Raw genomic sequence first — 23,674 nt, 5'->3', positions numbered from 1 at the left:
TCATGAAAGTCTTTCAGCGGAACGACTTGATTTTTGAAAGAGGTGAGCCAATGCTAGACAAAACAGATATGGATATATTAAAAGAACTCTCAAAAAATAGCCGATTGACGATGAAAGCACTTGGTGAAAAAGTCCATTTAACCGGTCAAGCTGCTAAAAATAGAGTTTTAAAGCTTGAAGAAGAGGGGGTTATTGAAGCCTATACCATTTCAATTAACTGGCGGACACAGCAGAACATCCAAACATTTTTACAGCTCTTTACCCGAAGTCATGATCATGAACCGCTTTTATCGTTTCTCCATCAAAAGGAAGAAATCAAAAACCTGTTTAAAATAAGTGGAGAGGGCTGTTATATGGCTGAAGGACATTTTTCCAGTCATGATGAGCTTGATCAATTTTTAACGGAGCTAACAAAGCATGCAAATTATAAATTGTCTATCGCTGTGAAACGTCTCACTCATCAAGAATAGATGAGACGCAGGAGGAAATAACCGATGAAAAGATTAATTGAACATCAGGCTGAACCGATCACAAAGGAAAGAATCAAAGCGGATTTGGTTCAACTTGGTGTAAGGAAGGGCATGATCTTATGTGTCCACTCATCCTTGTCATCTATTGGCTGGGTGAATGGAGGAGCTATAGCCGTTGTACAAGCTATGATGGATATTTTAACAGATGAAGGAACACTGATTATGCCGGCACAAACATTAGAGCTGTCGGATCCTGCTGATTGGATCAATCCGCCTGTTCCTTATTCTTGGTGGAAACCGATCAAAGACACAATGCCTGCATTTGATCCAGCTTACACAGCTCCAACAGCAATGGGAAAGGTAGCGGAGACCTTTTGGAAATACCCAGGCGTAGAAAGAAGCAATCATCCTCATTTCTCATTCACCGCCTGGGGGAAAAGGAAAGATGAAGTGTTGAAACACCATGCGCTTCCTTATGGTTTAGGAGAAAATTCACCTCTTGGACGTATGTACGATCTTGATGCAAAAGTGCTGCTAATTGGCACGTCATTCGAGAGTGTGACAGCTTTTCACTTAGCTGAATATCGAATCTCACAGCAAGACCTCATGACACGAGGGGCCCCCATTTTAGAGAATGGTTGGAGGGTGTGGAAAGAGTATCAAGATATCATCACAAGAGAAGAACTATTTGAACAGATTGGTCGTGATTTCTTACAATCAGGATGTAGTTATAACCACAGTCAAATCGGGCTAGCCAATTCGTATTTATTGCCGATGAGAGAATCGGTCGATTTTGCGGAAAAATGGCTTGAACAGTACGACCAGGCGTGATCTAAGCAGTCTGAAAATCAAAATAATAGAGATCTTGATCAGGGTGCTCAGATATATAGCAGGTGAGCTGATAGTCTCCTTTTGGAATGGAGAAAGACAGTACCTGTGCCATGACGCTTGTCAGATAAACATGATCACTTGAATGAGTAAATGGCACTGTGATGACTCTATCAACGGATGATGGAGGCTCATGGCTGTTTAATGTCACGATAATAGAAGCTTTTCCGTTATTGATGCCTTCAAAAGAAATACCTCGATCCCCAGTTGCGAATCCTTGAAGAATATCGTCATCTGTCCAATCAATCACAGGTGGCGTCGTGCTTCCAGTGTATACGGTGATTTGGTGATAGGAGATAGATAGGGGATACGTTTGATTTAAATCATTCATATAGATAACTCCTTTATTCATAAAATTTGTCCAGCTGGCGATCATGTTGAAAAGTGAATGTTTGAAAGTAAGATTATTGAAGAGAATGTTAGGCAGCAAGACGATTGTCGCCGTCTTGCGCTACTGTTTGAGGGATCTAGATGTGAAATTGCGAAACCATTTCTTTTAGGTCTCCTGCTAAATGGGCGAGAGCCTCTGATGAAGCTGTTACTTCTTCCATTGCTGCGAATTGTTCTTCTGTTAAACCTGCTACTTGTTGTGAATGTTCACTCGTCAGTTTAACGCCTTCTGTGATAGAGGCAAAGGTTTGCTTCGCATCATTTGTATAAGCTGCAATTTTTTGGGATGCATCTGATAAATGTTTAATGCCATCTGCCATTTCCTTCATTGACTGCTGAATGTCAATAAATGAATCCTCTGTATGAGAAATAAGAACAGCCCCTTGAGCCGCTTCCTCTCGTACTCGTTTAATGGCACTCGTCGAATGATTCATCTCTTTTTGTATTTCGGAAATGAGATGTGAAATCATGTTGGATGATGTTTGCGATTCTTCTGCGAGCTTCCTCACTTCGTCTGCCACAACGGCAAAACCTTTTCCATGTTCACCTGCGCGTGCTGCCTCAATGGCCGCATTAAGAGCAAGTAGATTTGTTTGGTTAGCGATATCTGTAATCACTTTGGAAATTTGATCAATCTCGGCTGAACGTGTTTCTAGCGCTTGAATTGCTGTGCCGTTCTCTTCAATTGATTTTGCAATAGATGTCATTTGTGAATTGACTTCACCGATATTTTGTACACCTTTTTGGGCCATTTCTTGTGCGGACTGGCTTCTTGTTGCCATTTGTCCCGCATTTTCAGTGATGTTTACCAGCTCGTTAGATACTTGTCTCATCGTGTGCTCACTAGCTGTCATTTGGGCTGATTGCTGTTCAGACGATTGAGCGACTTCTTGAATGGTATGGGTAATCTTTTCTGATGCTGCACTCGTTTCTTCTGCGCTAGCTGACAGCTCCTCAGAAGAAGTGGCTACTAATTCAGATGTTTTGATCACATTTAAAATGGTTTGATTTAATTTCTCACGCATCTTATTAAAGTGACCTGCCAGCTCAGAAAGTTCATCGCCTGTGTGATCTGTCACGTTGATGGTTAAATTTCCTTCGCCTGCACTCTTAATAGCAGATGCCATATGTTTGAGACGTGTCTGAATCCGCTTTGTGAAAATAGAAATAATGATAACAGAAACAATTAAACTTAACAGTAAAACCGTGACAAATTGAATAAAGAAAGACTGAAGCATTTGTGAAATCATGCTTTGATTTGCACCGGTATAGAAAATACCAATCGTTTCCCCTGTATCATTTTTGATGGGCATATAAGCCGTTTGGTAGTCTTTACCCGCAACATTGGCTGTTCCGTAATAATTTTCGCCTTTATCCAAAACAGCGGTCTTTACTTCAGGTGAGACTTCGGTTCCTACAGCTCGTTTCCCGTTTAACATGACATTTGTGGCAACACGGGTATTTCCTTGGAAGATCGTGATTGTATCACCAGTATATTCGGCTAATTGATCAACCAATGTGTCATGGTTATTGATTTGAGTATTTCCTTTGTAAAGCTTGCCATCTTTTATCTGCCACGAGCCAGCAACCTTTTCAGTTAGGTAAGCGTATCCTAGCTTTAGATCGCCTTTTGCTTTTTCGGTGGCCATTTGCTTAATGTTCTCTGTCATTTCGCGGTTCACTACATAACCAACCACTGCTGAAAATACGATGAGGACACTTAAAAAGATCAGCATTATTTTGGCGCCAAGCCTCAGTTTTCCTTTTTTCTTCATGCTTTTTACTCCTTTAGGTATAAGGTAGGGTATCCCTCCTTAAAGATTATCGGCATGAAAAAAATGTTTGATATACGTGAATGCACTTACACAGAAATTTTTGTTATGAAAAAAGGAAAGATCGTGCTACTCGATAATAAATTGGATTCTTGTGCCATCAGGATCATCTGATAATTGATGACTTACCCAAGAGCCTGCACCCCTATTATCCGAAGGACGTACATATTTGACAGAAGCCCCTGCTCCACCTTCTTTACACATCGCCATTGGCCATTCATCACGATCATAACCACGCTTTGTTGGAATGCCATGAAGTGATTTGTCTCTTTGCTCATCACTATTTTTCCGATCAATGGTGCAAATGGAAGAATGCCCTTCATCAATTGCTTCTTCTATGTGTTTCGCGGTTTCTGGATATCGATCTGATGGAAAGTGAATGGTTTTGTCATAAGAAGAGTTTGTCGTCTCTTGTTTATGTTGCCCTAGTTGGACATAGCCTGTCGCTATACCAATGACAATCAATAAAAGCAAGAGAATGGTTTTAAGAAGTTTCATAGATGCTGGCTCTCTTTCTCTTTAGCGTATTTTGTAAACAGAAGTATAGCAGAATTACTTACCAATTTCTCCTCGTTTTGAAAAAACGTCTTTTAAAGTTCGAAAAACGTTTTTTACCTGTTTATGCTCTTTTCCTATTTGAACAAAAATCACAAAAATTTTAATTTTGCTGCTCATATTACAATTCTGCTTATGTAAAATGGCTTTATCACAGGTTTTTAGGCTAATTTCAAGATTTTAACACACAGAAATTTCAAAAAAATAAAATTGACTAGACCGATATGCTTTAATAATATGGAGTCAAATATCAAAAAATGTCGTAATTTATCAAAATATGATTCCATTTACATGACAGGAGGGAAGTACAAATGGCGGATGTCTCTTATCGGCTCGGAATAGACATAGGTGGAACATTTACTGATTTATCGCTGATGAATGAAGCAACAGGGGAGCTGACTGAACTCAAGACACCTACAGTGACAGATGACCCAGCTCAAGGAATTATCAATGGGCTAAAACTTCTAAAAGAAAGAGGTGTCGATTTATCCAAAATCCAATATCTCGTACACGGCATGACAATCGGTCTTAATACATTATTGCAGAGAAAGGGAGCAGATTTAGCCCTTTTTGTAACGGAAGGTTTTCAAGACATTTTGTCATTACAGCGTTTACGTCTACCCATTCCTTATGACTTCAATTCTCAATTGCCAGAACCATTGATACCACGAAAACATGTATATCCAATCTCTGAAAGGCTCATACACGATGGTTCGATCAAAAAACCTCTCCAACTGCAGCAACTAGATGATGCTGTCCAGCAGGTCATCTCTAAAAAACTAGCAGGCATTGTCATTTCTTTTTTACATAGCTATCAAAATCCAGTTCATGAATTACAGGCAAAAGCCTATATTCATCATCATTACCCACAGTTAGAAGTCCTGACATCATCAGAATTATGGCCACAAATGAGAGAATATGAGCGGACAGTGATGTCTGTTGTCAATTTGTACATTCAACCAAAGGTGAAACAATATTTACAGACGTTGAAAAACCGCTTGAAAGAAGAAGGTGTACCAATTTCTCCATACATTACCCAATCAAATGGTGGTTTAATGGATGCAGAAAGCGCAGCCACTTCACCCGTTAAAACACTTTTTTCTGGCCCGGCAGCTGGAGTAATTGGTGCGGCAAGAATTGCAACATCTGCAAATGAACCCAATTTAATTACGTTTGATGTTGGTGGCACAAGTGCAGATATCTCGATCATTCAAAATGGGCAGCCTACAATGGCTCAATCGAATCAGCTTTCAGGGTTTCCGATCATTCTTCCATCTGTTGCAATGTATTCGATAGGGGCTGGCGGAGGTTCTGTTGCATGGCTTGATCAAGGCGGGCTTCTTAAAGCAGGACCGGAATCAGTTGGCTCGCAGCCTGGACCTGCTTCGTATGGAAAGGGAAAAAAAGCTGCTTTAACCGATGCATTTCTCATATGCGGTTACCTCAATCAAGAACGGTTTGCCGGAGGACATTTACAATTGCAGCGGTCTGCAGCGGAAATAGCCTTTCAGCCAATTGCTGATCAGCTTCATAAAACGGTCGAACAGGCGGCTGACCAGTTGATTCAAGTGGCTGTTGCCAATATGTACACAGAACTAAGCAATGTCATGGAGCAGCAAGGGTTTGATCCTAGAGATTTTAGTTTGCTAGCATTTGGCGGGGCAGGGCCTGTTGTCGCGAATTTCCTTGCGAGAGAAATTCATGCGAAAAATGTGGTCGTCCCTCCAAGTCCAGGGACATTATGTGCGCTAGGTGCACTTACAGCCGATTTTATCCATGATGCTGTGTTGTCTAAGAAAATATGCTTACAAGACTATACGATGGACGAATTAAAACAAGATTATGAAATGCTTTCTCGCAAAGCAACGGATTGGTTCAGCCAGCAAAACATTCAACATATCAAACAAACGTCCATTTTGTTATTAGCAGATGCCCGCTATCAAGGACAGGCATTTGAGATTGAATTGCCATTATCGGTGGATTGGCTAAAGCAGGAACAAGACGTCTATCATCTGATTGAAGCTTTCCACAGCCTGCATGAGCGTCAATATGGCCATAGAGATGATCAGGCGAACATTGAATTTACTCATTTGCGAGTTCGGGTTATAGGTGAAACGCCTCCACTGCCTTTCTCTCCTGTTGATGAGAGCAGCGGACAGCCTTTAATACCACAATCATACAGACGAATCTTTATAGAAGAAAAAGAGTACGAAGCATCTGTTTACAATCGGAGTACTTTGTCATTAGGTGCTGTTGTGAATGGACCTGCCATCATTGAGCAAGATGATACGACAACATTGATTTTGCCAAACTGGGCAGGCAGCATAGACCATTCAGGAAACTTGGTGATTTCAAGGGAGGCGGCTTTACATGGGAACTGATCCAGCAAAGCTTGAGATGATGAGGAGTTATTTTAATGCGATTGCATCAGGCATGGGACATGTCATTGAGCGGACATCCTTTACAACATTCGTAAAAGAATCGGCGGATTTTGCCACAGCATTAGCCACGCCTTCTGGAGATTTCTTTGTTTACCCAAAAACAGTCGGTGTCACGATCTTTTTAGGGCTGAGTCTCAGAAAAGCGATTGAAGAAAGCGGACCGATGCAGCCGGGTGACATTATCATCACAAATGATCCTTATACGACAGACGGTTTAGCGACTCATTTGCCAGATGTTCATATCATCAAGCCCATTTTTATAGAAGATGAAATTGTCAGCTATGCCTGGTCTTTTGTTCATGTAAGTGATGTGGGCGGTCTTGTCCCTTCAAGTATTTCTCCAACTGCAACAGATGTTCATCAAGAAGGATTAAGAATTCCACCAGTGAAAATCTATGAAGGTGGAAAAGAGAATCAGGTTGTTCGTACCTTTTTAAGAGCTAATAGCCGGGCGAGTCATTTAAATGATGGCGATATTAATGCGATGATTGCCGCTGTTAATACAGCAGAAATCAGACTAAAAGAAATGATCGAGAAATTTGGAAAAAACGAAGTGAAGCAAGGAATGATTGATCTACTGAAGCAAGCAGAGGATCGCGCCGGAAAAGTAATTGAAGCCATCCCTGATGGAACGAGTGAATTCGCTGATTACTTGGATGATGATATGATTTCGGACGTGCCGATCCGATTAAAGATTAAGCTGACGGTCAAAGGGAAACAGCTGACACTGGACTTCTCTGAGTGTGACCCGCAAGTTAAGACAGCTTTTAATCTTGTCACCAATGGTCAAAAGCACTCCTTCTTATATCAAGGATTGATTAATTACATCATTAGTAAAGATCCTTTTATTCCGATTAATGGTGGGATTACATATCCGATAGACGTGATTTCACCTAAAGGAACGCTTGTCCATCCAGAATATCCGGCTTCTGTCGGTATTCGGCATTCCATTACAATGAGACTGTATAATGTCGTGCTAGGTGCTATTGGTAAGCTGTTGCCTGAAGCAGTGCCGGCGGCAGGTGCAGGTCAATCCGCTATCGTCGTTCTCTCTGTTCCTGATGATCAAACAGGAGGCAGAAAAATGTCTGTGGTCGAACCGTTAGGCGGAGGCGGCGGTGCTCAAAAAGGGACTGATGGAGTAGATGGAATTGATCATTCGTCAGGATTTTTAAAAAATACACCTATCGAGAGCTTGGAACAGCATATTGATATTCATGTACACCGATATGAACTGTTGCCGAACACAGGTGGAGCAGGGGAACATAGAGGGGGACATGCGATTGGTTTAGAATTTGAAATGATCAAGCCAGAATCGATGGTGACGGCACGAGGAATGGAACGAATGAAGTTTCAACCTTGGGGGTTAATGGGTGGCCGAGCAGGAGCAATTGGTGAGGTGAAATTGACCAAACCAAATGGGGAGACACAAAACCAGCCGAAAATTGATGTCATGCGTCTTGAAAAAGGCGATATTGTTCAATTGGTTTCACCAAGTGGGGGAGGATGGGGGAATCCATTTGCTAGAAAGAAAGAAAAAGTCCTTCATGAAGTGGAAGCAGGGCTATTAAGTGAAGAAAGAGCACTTCAGCAATATGGCGTCAAAGTCTATCGAGATCATAATGAATGGAAAATTGATGACGAACAGACGAGCAGGCTTCGTGAAAAGATGAATGATGCTGATGCTGTCGCTTGGGATTTTGGAGAGCAAAGAGCAGCTTATGAGAAAGTGTGGACGGACGAAGCCAGCAGTGAGCTTGCTGTGCAGCTTCGTTCATACCCAGCAAATGAGCGTACGCACTATAAACATGCGGTTCATTCTCATTTTGGTCATAGACAGGAACCGTTAACAAAGATGGATATTATTCAAGCACTTCATCACTTGAATCAACAAAAAGGGGGAAATGAATCATGAAAAGAAGAGTAATCGCCATATTTGCAGGTGTCCTATCCGTCATGTTACTGCTGTCTGCATGCGGTGGAAATGGGCAGGACCAAAGTAAACAGCAGCAGACTGTGATCGTTGGTGTCTACGGAGGAGATTGGGAAAAGAATATTAAGCCAATCCTCGAAAAGTTTGAAAAGGATACAGGCATTAAGGTACAAACGGTCTCTGGGGCAGATTCTGAATGGTTTACAAAATTAAAAGCATCTAATGGTAAAAATCCACCGTATGATTTGCTTATTTTACAGCCTGATACGATTCAAAGAGGCATTGCGGCAAACGTTCTTGCGCCTATTGATGAAGATCAAGCGCCAAATGTGAAAAAGCTTTATCGTTCTGTTCAAAAGAAACTCACTGTTGATGGAAAACAATATGCAGCAGGCTTTAGTATGGGACAGCTTGGAATTGCTTATAGAAAAGATCTTGTCAAACAGGAGCCAAACAGCTGGACAGATTTATGGAGCGATCAACTGAAAGGGAAAGTGGCGATTTCTTCCCCAACTTATTCAGCGGGCTTACAATTTTTCTCTGCACTTGTCCATGCTCAAGGAGGGACAGAATCAAATCCTAAGGATATTGATAAAGCATTTAAAAGCCTCGCACAATTAAAAGGGCGTGTAGCTGCTTTTCCTGATAACCCAGGGTCTATTCAAACGCTGTTAGAACGTGGTGACGTGACGGCAGTTCCATATTGGGATGGCCGAGCATTTGCACTTGAAGAAGAAGGGATGGATATTGGATTCTCATATCCGAAAGAAGGCGCTGTGGCAGCAGTTGCGAGCTGGGCGTTAACAAAGGGAAGTCAGCATGAGGAAGCGGCTTATAAGCTATTAAACTACCTTAGCGGGAAAGAAGCTCAAGAAGCCTTCTCAGAAAAATCTTACTATGGCATGTCGAATTCTGATGTGAAATACGGAGACAAAATTAAAGGGAAAGTGAAAGTTGGCGAAAATTATTATAGCAAGCTGACTTGGGTAGATTACGAAACAGCGACTTCAGAGCTCGGTCAATGGACAAATCGATGGAATGAAGTACTAGGCGGAGGAAAATAGGTGATCGCATGAGTGGAATCAATTTGGAACATATCAGCCAGCATTTTGGCGAGCAGATTGCTCTTGATGATGTCAGTCTTACGGTAAAAGAGGGGGAATTTTTCTCCCTTCTTGGCCCTAGTGGCTGCGGAAAATCAACTTTACTCAATATCATTGGTGGTTTTTTAGAACCAACAAAAGGAGTCGTCTATATTGGTGATCAGGATGTGACGACTTTACCTCCTTATCAAAGGAAAACGGGGATGGTCTTTCAAAGTTATGCACTTTTCCCACATCTCACCGTATTTGATAATGTTGCATATGGGTTGAAGGTTCAAAAGAAAAAGAAGGCGGAAATCAAGCAAAAGGTGATGGAGAGCTTGTCTCTTGTGCAATTAGAGTCATTTGCCAAACGTATGCCGCACCAATTAAGTGGTGGTCAGCAGCAACGGGTCGCAATTGCACGGGCACTTGCTATCCAGCCGGCTGTTCTCCTTCTTGATGAACCACTCAGTAATCTAGATGCAAAGCTAAGAAAAAATATGCAGACGGAGCTGCGAAATATTCAACGGAATGTCGGAATTACGACTATTCTTGTGACGCATGATCAGGAGGAAGCCTTAAGCCTTTCCGACCGAATTGGGATATTAGGTGAGGGGAAAATTCAGCAGATTGGGACACCTTTAGAAGTATATCGTCAGCCAAATAATCGTTTTGTTGCTGAATTTATCGGACAGGTCAATCTATTTGAAGTGGAGTATGATGAAGTTACTTCCACATACACTGTTCCACATTTCACTCAATCAAACGGGAAGCAAGTTCAGCTAAAAGCTGCCGCATTTAAAGAGAAGAGCGAGAAGCATTTACTCATGCTGCGTCCCGAGAGAATCAAGTTATCTTCTGGCGGGGAGGAAGTTCAGCCAAATCATGTCACAGGAATGTTGGCAGATGTCAGTTATATTGGGCACTCTTTACGTTTGGTCGTTGGGCTTGATCAAGGTGAAATCATTGTCCATGCATCAGACGCAGCATTTCCCGAGCTGCCTCGAGTTGGAGAAACTGTGCATATTCATTGGCAGCCTGAAGATATTGTTTTCTTAGATTCGAAGGTGCATGCGTGATGCGAATCAAAAAAAAGAATCAGCGCTTTCATTGGTTTATGCTGCTGCCAGCTTGTTTGTTTCTAGTTGTATTCCTTCTTGCTCCGCTTGTGATGATGTTTGTCCTCAGTTTTCGTGATGTGGATTCGATGATGAATACGTTACAATCCTATAGTTTGTCTCAATATTTACATGTATTTACGACAGATGCATATGTGAAAGCAATTGGAAGTACTGTGTGGGTGGCCTTACAGACAACGGTGATTTGTTTATTGATGGCATATCCTGCAGCTTATGTGCTAGTGAAAGCACCTCATCCAAGATTGCGGGCTTTTTTCTATATCTTACTTGTATCGCCGCTTTTGACGAGTGTCGTCATTCGGACATTTGCATGGATCGTTCTTCTTTCGCAAAATGGCTTGATCAATGGTATGCTGATCGATTTACATCTGATTGAGAAACCGCTATCGATGCTGTGGAATATGAATGCGGTCATTATTGCTTATGTTCAAGTGATGCTGCCTTTTGCAGTGCTGCCTATTGCAACGAGCTTAACTGATATGGACCGTCACTTAAGACCGGCTTCTATGAGTCTTGGGGCTGGGCGTATACGGACATTTTTTCATGTGACCTTGCCGCTTACGATTCCAGGCATGATCACCGGAGCAATTATTGTCTTCTCACTTGCAGCAGGAAGTTATATTACTCCTCTGCTAGTCGGCGGACGGATGCAGCCGCTCTTGCCACTGTCCATTTATCAGCAGGTCATGCAGGTGTATAATTTGCCTCTTGCCGCTGCGATGTCCTTTACTTTATTGATTTGTGTGCTAGCGGTCGTCAGTCTATTAAGCTATCTATTGAAGCGATGGGAGGCGAGGATGCATGCGTAAAAAATCAATAAGTGACCGTTTGCTTTCGGTTCTGATATGGACCGCAGGCTCACTCGTTTATCTCTTTTTAACCGTACCTGTTCTTGTCATTGTTCTTTCTGCTTTTAGCCCGAATGCCTTTCCTGAATTCCCGCCGACTTCATTTTCCGTTCGTTGGTTTCATGAGGTCGTGTCGAATCCAGAATGGATGGAATCTTTGCGTATCAGCGTGATTCTGTTATTGATTGTGACGCCGCTTACTGTTCTTTTAGGAACGATGGCTTCTTATGCTTTAGCAAGGCTTTCCTTTAAGGGAAAGGAAGCTGTTCAAGCCTTTATTTTGTCACCTCTTATGATTCCTCAGGTGGTATTAGGGATTGCGATGCTGTATTTGTTTACGGCTATGGGTTTTACAGGGTCTTTGTGGGCATTAGTCATTGGGCATGTCATCATTGGTTTTCCTTATGTGGTACGAACCGTGGGTGTCAGTGTTTCAAATCTTGATCCGCGTCTTGAGCTAGCTTCCATGAATCTTGGTGCAGGGCCCATACGTACTTTCTTTCGTGTGACACTGCCCTTGATCAAGCCGGGCATTATCGCAGGTGGGGTGTTTTCTGCTGTGACATCATTTGGTGAAATTTCGATTAGTTTGTTCGTTTCTTCACCTCAAACCATTACGATTCCCGTGAGGACGTTTAATTACATTGAGCAAACTTTTGATCCGAGTGTCAATGCGATATCTGTCATATTTATTATCATTTCTATCATTGCGTTGCTCATTATTGAGAAAACGATTGGTCTGTCTAAGGTGATGTAAATATAATGAAGAAACAAGGAGCTGTCATTTGAAATGACAGCTCTTTTTGTATTGTTTTTTATGGTAAAAATATTCAAAGTTTTAGGGAATATAGTTCTTAAGATTTAAGAAAATGCGAGGCGTGATAGGAGACCTCTCTCCTACATTTTCGGTCATATTTGCAAAATTTAAGGAAAAACATGAAATTTTTGCGGTAATTGGTCATTTATTTTCGGTGGAACGCAACTATTATTAGTTATTTTCGGTAAATATCGTAAATTATGATGTGATCCCTTCGGCATAACGCATGAATCTTTACACCCATTTTTCGGTGAAAAAAACAATAATTTCATATAAAGTGGACGTAAATAGAAAATATCTAAAAGAAAAGAAGAAAAAGGCAAATCTATGGAAACATAGAGACGCAAAGCCATGTCCTAAGGTAAAAGTTTCTTTTTTTACTATGGTCGGCAGGTTACCGAATCAAAATGGGAGTCCCTCCGTTTTATTCGGGGTGGGCTCCTTTTCTGTTATTCGTCTATTTTAATGAAATAGACTTGGTTCTTTTGATATAGAGGGTGCAGGGTATCACATTTGGTGGAGAAAACATAGAAGAGCGGAGGATAAGAATGAGTACAGTTTATTACCCCTTAACACATGCGCAAAAGCGAGTATTCTACACGGAAAGATTTTATCCAGGCACAAGTATTTCTAATTTGGGTGGGTTTGCCAAGTTAAGATCGGTATCAGGTCTAAATCCTTCTTTGATCGTTGATGTGCTTCAAGCGTACATTCGTGAAACTGATTCTCTTCGTTTAAGGCTGGTGTATCAACATGAGCAGGAGGAGCCCGTTCAATATATCAAGCCATATGAAAAACAGCCGATTCGTTTGGTGAAAGGATGGAGTGAAAAGGAAGTCAGGGCGTGGGCGAACGAGGAGATTCGTGAGCCGATGGAACTGATTGACCGTTCCTTAATCGAATTTACGGTCTTTCAAATCAGTGATCAAGAGTGCTGGCTGTTCTGTAAAGCGCATCATATTGTGGCTGATGGTATTTCAATTATCTTGATGGGAAACCGAATCATTGATCTATACCATGACATGCTGCAGGGGACAGACATCTCCCCAATTGAAGACATTTCCTTCGTTGATCACATCATGAGTGAGCAAACGTATGAATCTTCTAAACGTTTTCAGAAAGACCAAGCTTTTTGGAACGAGCAATTTGCCAATATTCCAGATTTCGCTTCTTTAACACCGCATAAAGGTTACGAGATGAGTTTACATGCGGAGAGATTTTCAGGGGATATTCCAGATGCTTTAAAGGAGAAGCTTCGCGTTTTTTGTGAAGAAGAGAAAGTCAGTATGCTTTCTATGTTTATGTCCGCTGTCTATATTTACTTGCACCGATTTAGCGGCATGGAGGATGTGGTCCTTGGAACCTTTATGGGCAATCGGACAAATGCAAAGGAAAAAAAGATGATTGGGATGTTTGTGTCGACTATTCCGATGCGCGCATCTGTGCAAGGATCCCTCACGTTTCTTGATTTCGTGAAGAAGGTCATGGCGGATCAGATGAAGATCTTGCGTCATCAAAAATATCCTTACAATGTGCTCATGAATGATTTAAGGGAAAGAGATGGATTTACAGGACGCCTGTTTGATATTTCTTTAGAGTATCAGGTCATGCAGTGGCAGAAAAAAGAGAATCTTTCGTTCATTACGGAGCCGATTTTTAGTGGAAGCGGAATGAATGATATATCGATTCATGTGAAAGACCGCTGGGATACAGATACATTGACCATTGATTTGGATTACCGTACAGATCTATTTAGTGAAGACGATATGAGTAAGCTGTTTGATCGATTGATGATTTTGCTGGAGGCGGCAGTCTCTCAGCCAGATCAGCTGATTGGGGCTCTCTCTTTACTGCCAGCAGATGAACAAAAGCAGCTGCTTCAATTATCTAAGGGAGAAGCATTTGATTTACCAGGAGCGAAACTAGTTCACCACTTATTTGATGAGGCAGCTAAAAAGTATTCAGAACGGGCAGCTGTGGTAGCGGGAAATGGAACGTTCACTTATGGAGAGCTGTATCAAAAAGCGGACAAACTGGCACGGTTTTTACAGATGAAAGGTGTCTCGCGTGATGTACCAGTTGCCGTTTTAATGGAACGGACGGCAGATGCGATGGTTGCCATTTTTGGGATATTAAAAGCTGGCGGTGCATATGTACCGATCGATCCGGCATTACCTGAGGAACGCATTCAATTTATTGTAGAAGATTCTGGTGCTTCTATCGTTTTAACAGAAGAATCGTTTGTTCAGCGATATTCATCCATTGCGGAAAAAATGATTGTCCAGCAGCATATGGAATTAGAAGATCGTCCGCTGCCTGAGCTGATCGATCAGACGACATCACAGGATTTGGCTTATCTCATTTATACATCGGGTACGACTGGAAAGCCGAAGGGAGTGATGATCGAGCATCTTCAGCTGCATCATTTGGTTCATGCCCTGCATCACGAAGTGTATGAGGGGGCAAATCAGCTTCAAGTGGCGCTTCTTGCACCATTCCATTTCGATGCATCTGTTAAACAAATCTTTGCTGCTCTTTTATTTGGACATACGCTTCATATTGTGCCAAGAGAAATGACACGAAACGGTGTACAGCTAGCGGCTTATTACAAAGAACATCAAATTGAAGCAACAGATGGAACGCCAGCACATGTGCAGCTTTTACTTGCAGTGGATTTGGATGGGCTTGCACTGACTCACATGCTGATTGGGGGAGAAGCACTCCCTGCGAAAGCAGCGCAGGCGCTGATTGAAGCTGTGCGTGTCAGCCAGCCCGATTTTGCCTTGTGGAATGTGTATGGTCCGACAGAAACGTGTGTGGATGCGACGGTTCACCGTCTAGATCTCAGTGAGCTGCAGAAGTCACCAGAACAGCGCTATGTGTCAATTGGAAAGCCACTGGGCCATCATCGGATTTATATTTTAAATGAACATGAACAACTACAGGTGCAAGGAGCTGTGGGAGAACTATGCATTGCGGGAATAGGAGTTGGACGGGGCTATGTGAATCAGCCTGAATTGACGGAGAAGGCATTCAGACCAGATCCATTTTTCTCTGAAGACCGGATGTATCGCACAGGTGATGTAGTGAGATGGCTTCCAGACGGCACTATTGATTACCTTGGAAGAATAGATGACCAAGTAAAAATAAGAGGTTACCGCATCGAAACGGGTGAAATTGAGGCAGTCATGGAGCAGGTAGACGGAGTCGATCAGGCTGTCGTGCTTGTCGTGGATGAACCGGACGGTGGAAAGGCTTTAAGTGCTTACTATCAAGCACGACAAGAATTTCTTTCCGTGGACACCCTGCAAGCCGCTATCAAACATCAGCTGCCAGCTTATATGATGCCGCTTTATTTCAAGCAGCTTGAGGCATTTCCACTGACAGTTAGCGGGAAAGTTGACCGGCGTGCGCTTGCTGCATTAAAAGGAGACAAGGCTGTCAGTGCTGTTTATGTAGCGCCTAGAAACGATGTAGAAACGCAGCTTGTTCGTTTGTGGGAAGACGTCCTTCATCAAGAGAACATAGGTGTGTACGACTCATTCTTTGACATAGGCGGACATTCACTCAAAGCGATGAAAGTTCTTACACTCGTTCAGCGGGCTTTTCAAGTGGAGGTCCCTTTATCGGTTTTATTTGAACAGCAAACAATTGCAGCACTTGCTGTTTATATTGAACAAGCGGAAAAGTCTTCACAAGTGGTTATACCGAAAGCACCGACTGCCGCCGATTATCCATTGTCACCAGCGCAGCAGCGTGTTTATATGGTGACTCAGTTGGAGCAGAGCATCGCCTATCATATGCCTGCCGTTGTGAAATTAAGAGGAACGCTGCAACGAGAGAAATTGGAGGGAGCTTTTGAAAAACTGATCGCACGTCATGATATGCTACGCACTTCTTTTCATACAGTCAAAGGAGTCCCTCGTCAGCGGGTAGCTTCATCCGTTCCATTTCAAATAGAACAGGTGACAGGCAGCACGATGGAAGAGAACATGCGTCAATTTGTCCGACCTTTTTATCTTGAGCAGGCTCCGCTTTTGCGTGTTGGGCTACAGTCTTTACATGATCAGGAGCATCTTCTCTATTTCGATATGCATCATCTGATTTCAGATGGTCTTTCAATTGATTTGATGCTGCGTGAGTTGTCTGACGCATATGAGGGATTAGTGAAAGCGCCATTGAAGCTTCAATATCATGATTATGCTGTTTGGCAAGAACAACAGGCAGAGCAAGGCGGTCAAATAGATGAAGCATTCTGGCTGAAAGAATTTTCAGGAGATATACCTGCTTTGCAGCTGCTAACGGATTATCAGCGTCCCGCTGTCCAGTCTTTCGCTGGAGACCGCGTTCTCAGAAACATCGATGAGACGTTAACAGGCCGTTTGCAGGAGCTTGCAGCGAATCATCATACGACGCTGTATACCGTGTTGCTTTCTGCTTACTATACATTGCTTGCGAAATACACAGGTCAAAAGGAGTTTGTGGTGGGGACGCCAACAGCAGGCAGGGTGCATGCAGATTTGAATGACATGATCGGCATGTTTGTCCAAACACTTGCTTTACGTTCAGAGGTAGATCCTAACGGTTCAATGACACAGTTGATTGAGCAAGTAAAGGAAAAGACGATGAGGGCGTTTGAGCATCAGCAATATCCATTCGAGCGGTTGCTTGAAAAGCTAAATGTGCAAAGAGATTTTAGCCGCCATCCATTATTTGATACGGTCTTTACTCTAACGCCAGATCATTCAACAGCCCAGCATATTGGAGAGATGAAAGTCGAAGTCGAGGAAACCAATTTCCATATTGCGAAGTTTGATCTCACACTTCAAGCGACGGAGTCAAATCATGGTCTTTCCTTTGTTCTCGATTACAGTACGGCGTTATTTAAACGAAGTACTGCCGAGCAGATGCTCAAGCATTATGTTTATCTTCTGGAGCAGATGGTTGAAGTGCCGGAGCAAGCGATTCAATCATACCGCTTACTGTCTGAACAAGAGGCAGCGGCTCAATTGAAGATGTGGAACCCGTTACCTACGCCTTATCCTGCGGAAGAAACCATTGTGACGCAATTTGAATCACAAGTACAGCAGCATGGTCATCAGCCTGCTTTGCAATGTAAAGATGAGGTTCTTTCTTATCAAGAGCTGAATCGCAGAGTGAACCAGCTGGCTCATTATTTACACGAACATGGTTTTGAAAAAGGGATGAAAGCGGCTTTATTCTTTGAACGCTCCAATGAGATGGCGCTGTCGGTTTTAGCTGTGCTAAAGGCTGGCGGTGTCTATGTGCCAATTGATCCTGACTTCCCTGATGAGCGCATCAAGCACTTTTTGACAGATAGTGGTGCACAGTTTGTCCTGACCCATCAGGTGCTGCGTCATCGTTCTGTGCTTACTGCGTTTGAAGGGAAAATCATAGAAACAGAAGATCAAGCCGTTGATCAGCAGTCAGAGAGCAATCCAGTTGTATGTGTTTCGCCTTTGGACTTGGCAAATTTGACCTACACATCTGGTACGACAGGCAAACCTAAAGGGAACATGGTGACGCATCGGAACATTTTGAGAACAGTGAAGCAGTCGAATTATCTCACCATTCATCGTGAAGACACGGTGATGAGCCTTTCAAACTATGTATTTGATGCATTTATGTTTGATGTGTTTGGTGCTTTATTGAACGGAGCGAAACTCATTGTTTTGCCAAAGGATAACATCTTAAATATGAATGAGCTATCTGGCGCGATTGAGAAGGAAAAAGTCAGTATTTTAATGATCACGACCGCTCTATTTCACTTACTGATTGATATGAAAAAAGGCAGCCTGAAAAACGTCAGAAAAGTGCTGTTTGGCGGGGAACGTGCTTCTGTGCCGCATGTTGTGGCAGCGCTTGAAACGGTTGGAGAAGACAAACTTATTCATATGTATGGACCTTCTGAAAGCACGATTTTCACAACGTATTATCCGGTGAATCACATTGAAGAACAAGCACTGTCGATTCCGATCGGAAAGCCGGTGAGTCAAACGGCTGTTTATATTGTCGATGAGTTTGGACAAGTGCAGCCGCCGGGAGTTGCTGGAGAGCTTTGTGTTGCAGGTGATGGACTGGTCATGGGGTATTATCACCAACCAGAGTTAACGAGCGAAAAGTTTGTTGAAAATCCTTTCCGATCTGGTGAAGTCATGTACAAAACGGGCGATCTCGCACGATGGCTGTCAAATGGAGATATTGAATTCATTGGGCGAATCGATCATCAAGTCAAGATTCGAGGTCAGCGTATCGAGCTTGGCGAAATTGAACACCAGCTATTGCAGCATCCGCAGGTGAAGGAAGCCGTTGTCATTGCGATATCAAATGATACATTGTGTGCATATTTCACAGCAGAAGGTGCTGTTCCGCTGTCGGATTTACGTGAGCAAGCAGGACGAGAACTCCCTGTTTATATGATGCCAGCTTTCTTCATGCAATTAGACGAGCTGCCACTAACGGGGAATGGCAAGGTAGACAGACGGGCATTACCGGTACCTGATGTAAGTGAGCAGGCGGCAAATGAATACGTCCCTCCTCAATCAGATACAGAGCGTATATTGGCACACATTTGGGAGGAAGTTCTTGAAGTGCCGAAAATCGGCAGACATGATCATTTCTTTGAATGCGGTGGTCATTCACTGCGCGGCATGAAAATGCTGAACAGGCTCTATGAAGAGATGCATGTGGAATGTACTTTGAAAACATTATTTGAATCACCCACTTTAGAGACGTTTGCCCTTGCGGTGGATCAAACAGATCGAACTGAAATCAGACGAGTGGAAAAAGCGGAAGAAGCGGCTTTTTATCCTGTGACATCTGCTCAGAAAAGATTGTTTGTTCTGCAAAAAATGACAGATGCCGAGCAGAGCTATCATATGCCAGCTGCTTTAAAGCTTGAAGGTGTATTTGATGAAAAACGATTTAAAAAAGCCATTGACCAGCTTGTTCATCGTCATGAAGCATTCCGTACGAGCTTTGACTTCGTTCAGGGTGAACCTGTTCAGCGAATTGAAACGAATGTTTCTGTGAACATTGAAAACATCGAAGGGGAAGGCCGAGACATTCAGCAATTAATGAATGATTTTATCCGTCCATTTGATGTAGGAAAAGCGCCGCTGCTTAGAGTGGGGCTTGTGTCTGAATCGGAGAGTGTTCATTATTTGTTGATTGATATGCACCACATCATTTCAGATGGTGCGTCTGTCGGTATTTTAATTGATGAGCTATCGATCTTGTATCGAGGAGACGAACTTGATGAATTGCCTATTCAATATAAGGACTATGCGGTTTGGTCAAAGAGTGAAGAATCTCTTGTGAAAAAAGAGGCTGAAGCGGCGTTTTGGTTGGAACAATTACAAGGAGAACTGCCTGTTTTGGCGCTGCCTGAGGATCTCCCGAGACCAAAGGTTCAGACGTTTGAAGGGGGCCGCGTCGAATTCTCTATAGACGGTGCGCTTAAAGCGCAATTGGATGAGTTGGTTAGAACACTCAACAGTACAACTTATACAGTGCTGCTTGCTTGCTACAGTACGCTTTTAAGCAAGCTTTCGAGACAAGAAGACATCATGATCGGTTCTCCAGTGGTGGGCAGAACTCATCCTGATATTCAATCAGTCATCGGCATGTTTGTGAATACGCTGGCACTCAGAACAAAACCAGAAGGACATCAGACATTTTCTCAATTTGCGTCAACAGTTCATGAGCTTGTGTTAGCGGCAAATGAACATCAACTTTACCCATTTGAAGAATTGGTGGACCAAGTACAAACGGTTCGCGACACAAGCCGTCATCCAATCTTTGATGTGGTGTTCTCGATGGAAAATGCAGATATTCGTAACCTGTCGATGGATGGACTTGATATTATTCCACAGCCGTTCAATGAGAACATAGCAAAATTTGACTTAACCTTAACTGGAAACGAATCTGACGATCAAATCGAGCTTGTGTTTGATTATAATTCTTCTATCTTTGAACGGTCGTCGATTGAGAAGTGGAAGGAGTATTTCCTTTACTTGATCGAACAAATGGTGTCAGCACCAGACCAATTATTAGATCAGATGCAATTATTATCACCAGCGCAGCAGCAAAAACTGCTTGATGATTGGTCCGGCCCTTATCTAGATGTCCCGACAGATCAAACGGTTCATGCATTGATTGAGGCGAAGTCACAGGAAGTACCTGATCATAAAGCCGCATCCTTCTGCGGCACAAGCTGGACGTATGAAGAACTGAACAACCGGGCGAATACAGTCGCCGCAAGACTCATTTCCAGCGGCACAAAACTGGGAGACCGCATCGGCATTCTCACACGTCCATCGCTCGAGATGACAGCCGCTGTTCTCGGAGTTCTCAAGGCAGGTGCGGCATTTGTGCCGATTGATGCCGATTATCCAGCGCAGCGCATTGCCTACATGCTGGAAGATGGCGGGGCAGAGGTCCTTCTGATTCAGAAAGGGATCACTGCACCACCTTCATTCACAGGTCATACCCTCTTCATAGAAGAGGCAGTAGAAGGAGAAGCACACGAGATTCAGGTTCCTATCAAACCAACGGATCTCGCTTATATGATTTACACATCTGGAACGACTGGACAGCCGAAGGGTGTCATGGTCGAGCATCAGTCTCTTGTCAATCTTGCTTTTTGGCACAATGATGCTTTTCAGGTGACGAAACAAGACCGAACCGCCAAATATGCCGGCTTTGGCTTTGATGCCTCCATTTGGGAGATGTTCCCGACATGGATCGCCGGCGCAGAGCTCCATATCATCGACGAAGCGATTCGCCTCGATATGATCAAGCTCAATACGTATTTCAATGACGAAGGCATTACCATTGCGTTTCTGCCAACACAGCTATGTGAGCAGTTTATGTCGATGGACAATCATTCTCTCCGTTACTTACTGACAGGCGGGGACAAGCTGAAACAAGTGAAGCCCGTTCCATACAAACTCGTGAATAACTACGGCCCAACAGAAAATACGGTCGTGGCGACAAGCGGGATCATTGATCCAGATCAAGGCACGCTTCCTATCGGAACAGCGATTGCCAATACTCGTTTTTACATTATGGGTTCGTTATATGACCTCTCACCGCAAGGCGTACCGGGTGAGCTCGTGATTGCGGGGAAAGGACTGGCAAGAGGCTACTGGAATCTCCCAGAGGAAACGCACAAACGGTTTGTCCCAGATCCGTTTCATCCAGGAGAGCGCATGTACCGTACAGGCGACTTGGTGAAATGGACAGAGGATGGCGAGCTGATCTACCTCGGTAGAAAAGACGATCAAGTGAACATCCGCGGATTCCGGATTGAGCTATCAGAAATTGAAGCGCAGCTCCTTGCGCTGGATTCAGTCCAAGAAGCCGTCGTGACAACGGTCAAAGACGCAAGTGATCAAGACGCTCTTGTCGCTTACGTCATCACAGATGAAGAAGTGGCCATTTTGAAAGATAGCTTAAAGCGCACCTTGCCTGAATATATGGTGCCATCATGGATCATCAAGCTAGACCAACTGCCGATGACGGCAAATGGCAAAGTGGATCTCAAAGCACTGCCAGCACCTGATATGGAAGCGAATCAAACAGCATACGAAGCCCCAAGAGATGAAGTGGAAGCACTGTTTTGCGGCATTTGGGAAGATGTGCTTGGCGTCAGCCAAGTTGGTATTCACGACCATTTCTTCTTCCTTGGCGGAGATTCGATTAAAGGCATCCAAATGGCAAGCAGACTCACGCAAGAAGGCTGGAAGCTCGATATGAAACTGCTTTTCCAATATCCAACGATTGCGGAGCTTCGCCCATATATCGAAGAAGCGGACCTTCTCACAGCTGATCAATCACCTGTGGAAGGGGAAGTCATTTTAACACCGATACAGCGCTGGTTCTTTGAACGGAACTTCAGCAGCCAACATCATTGGAATCAGTCCGTTATGCTCCATGCCGCAAATGGTTTGGATGAAGCACTTGTCAAACAAGTGCTCGAGCAGATGATGACCCATCATGATGCTTTGCGATTGGTTTATCCGATAGAAGAAGGACGCATCATCCAGCGTCATCGTGGAGTAGATGAAAATGATGTAGCGGTGGACGTGATAGAAGTACAAGGAGAACGATCACAGCAAATCCAGCAGGTAGAAAAGCTAGCAAATGAAGTGCAGGCGAGTATTTCTTTAACAGAGGGACCATTAGTCAAACCTGCGATTTTCCGTACGGATCATGGAGATCACTTATTGCTCGTTGTACATCACCTTGTCATTGATGGTGTGTCATGGCGTATTTTCCTTGAAGACTTCATGGCTCTTTATGAGCAGGCGAAGCGCGGGGAGGAGCTGACACTTCCTGAAAAAACACATTCATTCCAAGCGTATGCCCAGAAGTTGACGGAATACGCAGTGTCAGATGAGCTGCTGGCAGAAAGGGACTATTGGAAAAAGGTACTTGGGCATTTAACTGCACCTCTGCAAAAGGATCATGTCACAGAGGATCAAAGAATGCTGCATACAAAAACCATTCGCTTTACGCTGTCTGAGGAAGAAACACGCAGCCTACTGACAGAAGTACATGAGGCGTACCACACGGAAATCAACGACATTTTGCTAACCGCTTTAGGATTGACCCTGAAAGAGTGGACAGGAGAAGACAGACACTTTATTCACCTTGAAGGACATGGAAGGGAGGACATCCTTCCGGCGGTCAATGTGTCGCGGACCATCGGCTGGTTTACGAGCATGTATCCTGTGCTGCTTGATTTGTCGCATGCGGAGGATCTTTCGTATCAAATCAAGCTTTTGAAAGAAGAGCTCAGACACATTCCGAACAAGGGAATCGGCTATGGCGTTTTAAAATACTTAACGCCTGACAAAATGAAGGACGGTCTCGCATTTGATGTCACGCCAGATATCAGCTTTAACTATCTTGGTCAGTTTGATGAACAGATTGGCGGAGGTGAACTAAGTCGATCCACTTGGCAGGCAGGTCAATCATTAAGTCCAGAATCAGAGAAACCTCATGCATTAGATATTGTTGGTTTCGTAGAACAGGGCATGTTCCAGATGACGATGTCCTATCACCAGCTTGAATTTGAAGAGCAGACGATGGAACAGTTCAAGGACCTTTTAGAAAAGAACGTGAAGGCACTCATCTCACATTGTGTATCACAAGATGAAGCGCAAATTACGCCTAGTGATGTAGGAGACGATGACCTGACCATGGATGAACTTGAAAAGCTAATGGATATATTTTAAGCAAACGAAGAG

Annotated in this window: 12 protein-coding genes and 1 riboswitch; of the genes, 9 read left to right on the top strand and 3 right to left on the bottom strand. The window is 43.4% G+C overall.

The window, feature by feature from the left end:
- The first annotated feature begins 50 nt into the window (after positions 1 to 50).
- Both M2369_RS09250 and M2369_RS09245 read left to right on the top strand, forming a co-directional pair.
- Entirely contained in the window at positions 51 to 470 is a 420-nt protein-coding gene (locus M2369_RS09250; RefSeq protein ID WP_024718958.1) for an Lrp/AsnC family transcriptional regulator, read from the top strand.
- Positions 471 to 494: 24 nt separating this feature from the next.
- Entirely contained in the window at positions 495 to 1,301 is an 807-nt protein-coding gene (locus tag M2369_RS09245) for an AAC(3) family N-acetyltransferase (protein WP_259254051.1), read from the top strand.
- A 1-nt stretch (position 1,302) separates the two neighbouring features.
- Here M2369_RS09245 and comJ read toward each other — a convergent pair whose 3' ends face one another.
- The 3 genes from comJ to M2369_RS09230 all read right to left on the bottom strand — a co-directional run bounded on the left by comJ (position 1,303) and on the right by M2369_RS09230 (position 4,078).
- Positions 1,303 to 1,689, bottom strand: coding sequence for a competence protein ComJ (comJ, locus tag M2369_RS09240; protein WP_039166300.1), 387 nt, complete (start codon positions 1,687 to 1,689; stop codon positions 1,303 to 1,305).
- A gap of 136 nt (positions 1,690 to 1,825) precedes the next feature.
- Complete coding sequence (locus tag M2369_RS09235; RefSeq protein ID WP_259254049.1) at positions 1,826 to 3,523, bottom strand: methyl-accepting chemotaxis protein; 1,698 nt, start codon at positions 3,521 to 3,523, stop codon at positions 1,826 to 1,828.
- A 126-nt stretch (positions 3,524 to 3,649) separates the two neighbouring features.
- The gene (locus M2369_RS09230; RefSeq protein ID WP_007498233.1) at positions 3,650 to 4,078 is read right to left on the bottom strand and encodes a NucA/NucB deoxyribonuclease domain-containing protein; all 429 of its coding nucleotides are present in this window, start codon (positions 4,076 to 4,078) and stop codon (positions 3,650 to 3,652) included.
- A 368-nt stretch (positions 4,079 to 4,446) separates the two neighbouring features.
- Here M2369_RS09230 and M2369_RS09225 point away from each other — a divergent pair, with 368 nt between their 5' ends.
- The 7 genes from M2369_RS09225 to M2369_RS09195 all read left to right on the top strand — a co-directional run bounded on the left by M2369_RS09225 (position 4,447) and on the right by M2369_RS09195 (position 23,662).
- A complete protein-coding gene (locus M2369_RS09225) occupies positions 4,447 to 6,516 on the top strand; it encodes a hydantoinase/oxoprolinase family protein (protein ID WP_259254045.1) in 2,070 nt (689 codons plus the stop codon).
- Positions 6,506 to 8,491: a hydantoinase B/oxoprolinase family protein gene (locus M2369_RS09220; protein WP_144668204.1), complete on the top strand. Its 1,986-nt coding sequence runs from the start codon at positions 6,506 to 6,508 to the stop codon at positions 8,489 to 8,491. Before M2369_RS09225 ends, M2369_RS09220 begins: the two co-directional genes overlap by 11 nt.
- Positions 8,488 to 9,573: an ABC transporter substrate-binding protein gene (locus M2369_RS09215; protein WP_017358546.1), complete on the top strand. Its 1,086-nt coding sequence runs from the start codon at positions 8,488 to 8,490 to the stop codon at positions 9,571 to 9,573. Before M2369_RS09220 ends, M2369_RS09215 begins: the two co-directional genes overlap by 4 nt.
- An 8-nt stretch (positions 9,574 to 9,581) precedes the next feature.
- Entirely contained in the window at positions 9,582 to 10,673 is a 1,092-nt protein-coding gene (locus M2369_RS09210; RefSeq protein WP_144668201.1) for an ABC transporter ATP-binding protein, read from the top strand.
- The gene (locus M2369_RS09205) at positions 10,673 to 11,542 is read left to right on the top strand and encodes an ABC transporter permease (protein ID WP_008347830.1); all 870 of its coding nucleotides are present in this window, start codon (positions 10,673 to 10,675) and stop codon (positions 11,540 to 11,542) included. The genes M2369_RS09210 and M2369_RS09205 overlap by 1 nt, the downstream gene beginning before the upstream one ends.
- Entirely contained in the window at positions 11,535 to 12,338 is an 804-nt protein-coding gene (locus M2369_RS09200) for an ABC transporter permease (protein WP_008347828.1), read from the top strand. The genes M2369_RS09205 and M2369_RS09200 overlap by 8 nt, the downstream gene beginning before the upstream one ends.
- A 368-nt stretch (positions 12,339 to 12,706) precedes the next feature.
- Positions 12,707 to 12,800: riboswitch (cyclic di-GMP riboswitch) on the top strand.
- A gap of 146 nt (positions 12,801 to 12,946) precedes the next feature.
- A complete protein-coding gene (locus tag M2369_RS09195; protein ID WP_259254042.1) occupies positions 12,947 to 23,662 on the top strand; it encodes a non-ribosomal peptide synthetase in 10,716 nt (3,571 codons plus the stop codon).
- Positions 23,663 to 23,674: the final 12 nt, after the last annotated feature.

The sequence above is a fragment of the Bacillus sp. JUb11 genome (assembly GCF_024807925.1).
GTDB lineage: Bacteria > Bacillota > Bacilli > Bacillales > Bacillaceae > Bacillus > Bacillus altitudinis.
This window is presented reverse-complemented; position numbering and strand designations above follow the sequence as displayed.

What these genes read in the sequence shown, in the direction of transcription:
- M2369_RS09205 (WP_008347830.1), top strand. Translation starts at nt 10,673, where the DNA reads ATGCGAATCAAAAAAAAGAATCAGCGCTTTCATTGGTTTATGCTGCTG.
- comJ (WP_039166300.1), bottom strand. Translation starts at nt 1,689, where the DNA reads ATGAATGATTTAAATCAAACGTATCCCCTATCTATCTCCTATCACCAA.
- M2369_RS09225 (WP_259254045.1), top strand. Translation starts at nt 4,447, where the DNA reads ATGGCGGATGTCTCTTATCGGCTCGGAATAGACATAGGTGGAACATTT.
- M2369_RS09195 (WP_259254042.1), top strand. Translation starts at nt 12,947, where the DNA reads ATGAGTACAGTTTATTACCCCTTAACACATGCGCAAAAGCGAGTATTC.
- M2369_RS09215 (WP_017358546.1), top strand. Translation starts at nt 8,488, where the DNA reads ATGAAAAGAAGAGTAATCGCCATATTTGCAGGTGTCCTATCCGTCATG.
- M2369_RS09220 (WP_144668204.1), top strand. Translation starts at nt 6,506, where the DNA reads ATGGGAACTGATCCAGCAAAGCTTGAGATGATGAGGAGTTATTTTAAT.
- M2369_RS09200 (WP_008347828.1), top strand. Translation starts at nt 11,535, where the DNA reads ATGCGTAAAAAATCAATAAGTGACCGTTTGCTTTCGGTTCTGATATGG.
- M2369_RS09235 (WP_259254049.1), bottom strand. Translation starts at nt 3,523, where the DNA reads ATGAAGAAAAAAGGAAAACTGAGGCTTGGCGCCAAAATAATGCTGATC.
- M2369_RS09250 (WP_024718958.1), top strand. Translation starts at nt 51, where the DNA reads ATGCTAGACAAAACAGATATGGATATATTAAAAGAACTCTCAAAAAAT.
- M2369_RS09210 (WP_144668201.1), top strand. Translation starts at nt 9,582, where the DNA reads ATGAGTGGAATCAATTTGGAACATATCAGCCAGCATTTTGGCGAGCAG.
- M2369_RS09230 (WP_007498233.1), bottom strand. Translation starts at nt 4,078, where the DNA reads ATGAAACTTCTTAAAACCATTCTCTTGCTTTTATTGATTGTCATTGGT.
- M2369_RS09245 (WP_259254051.1), top strand. Translation starts at nt 495, where the DNA reads ATGAAAAGATTAATTGAACATCAGGCTGAACCGATCACAAAGGAAAGA.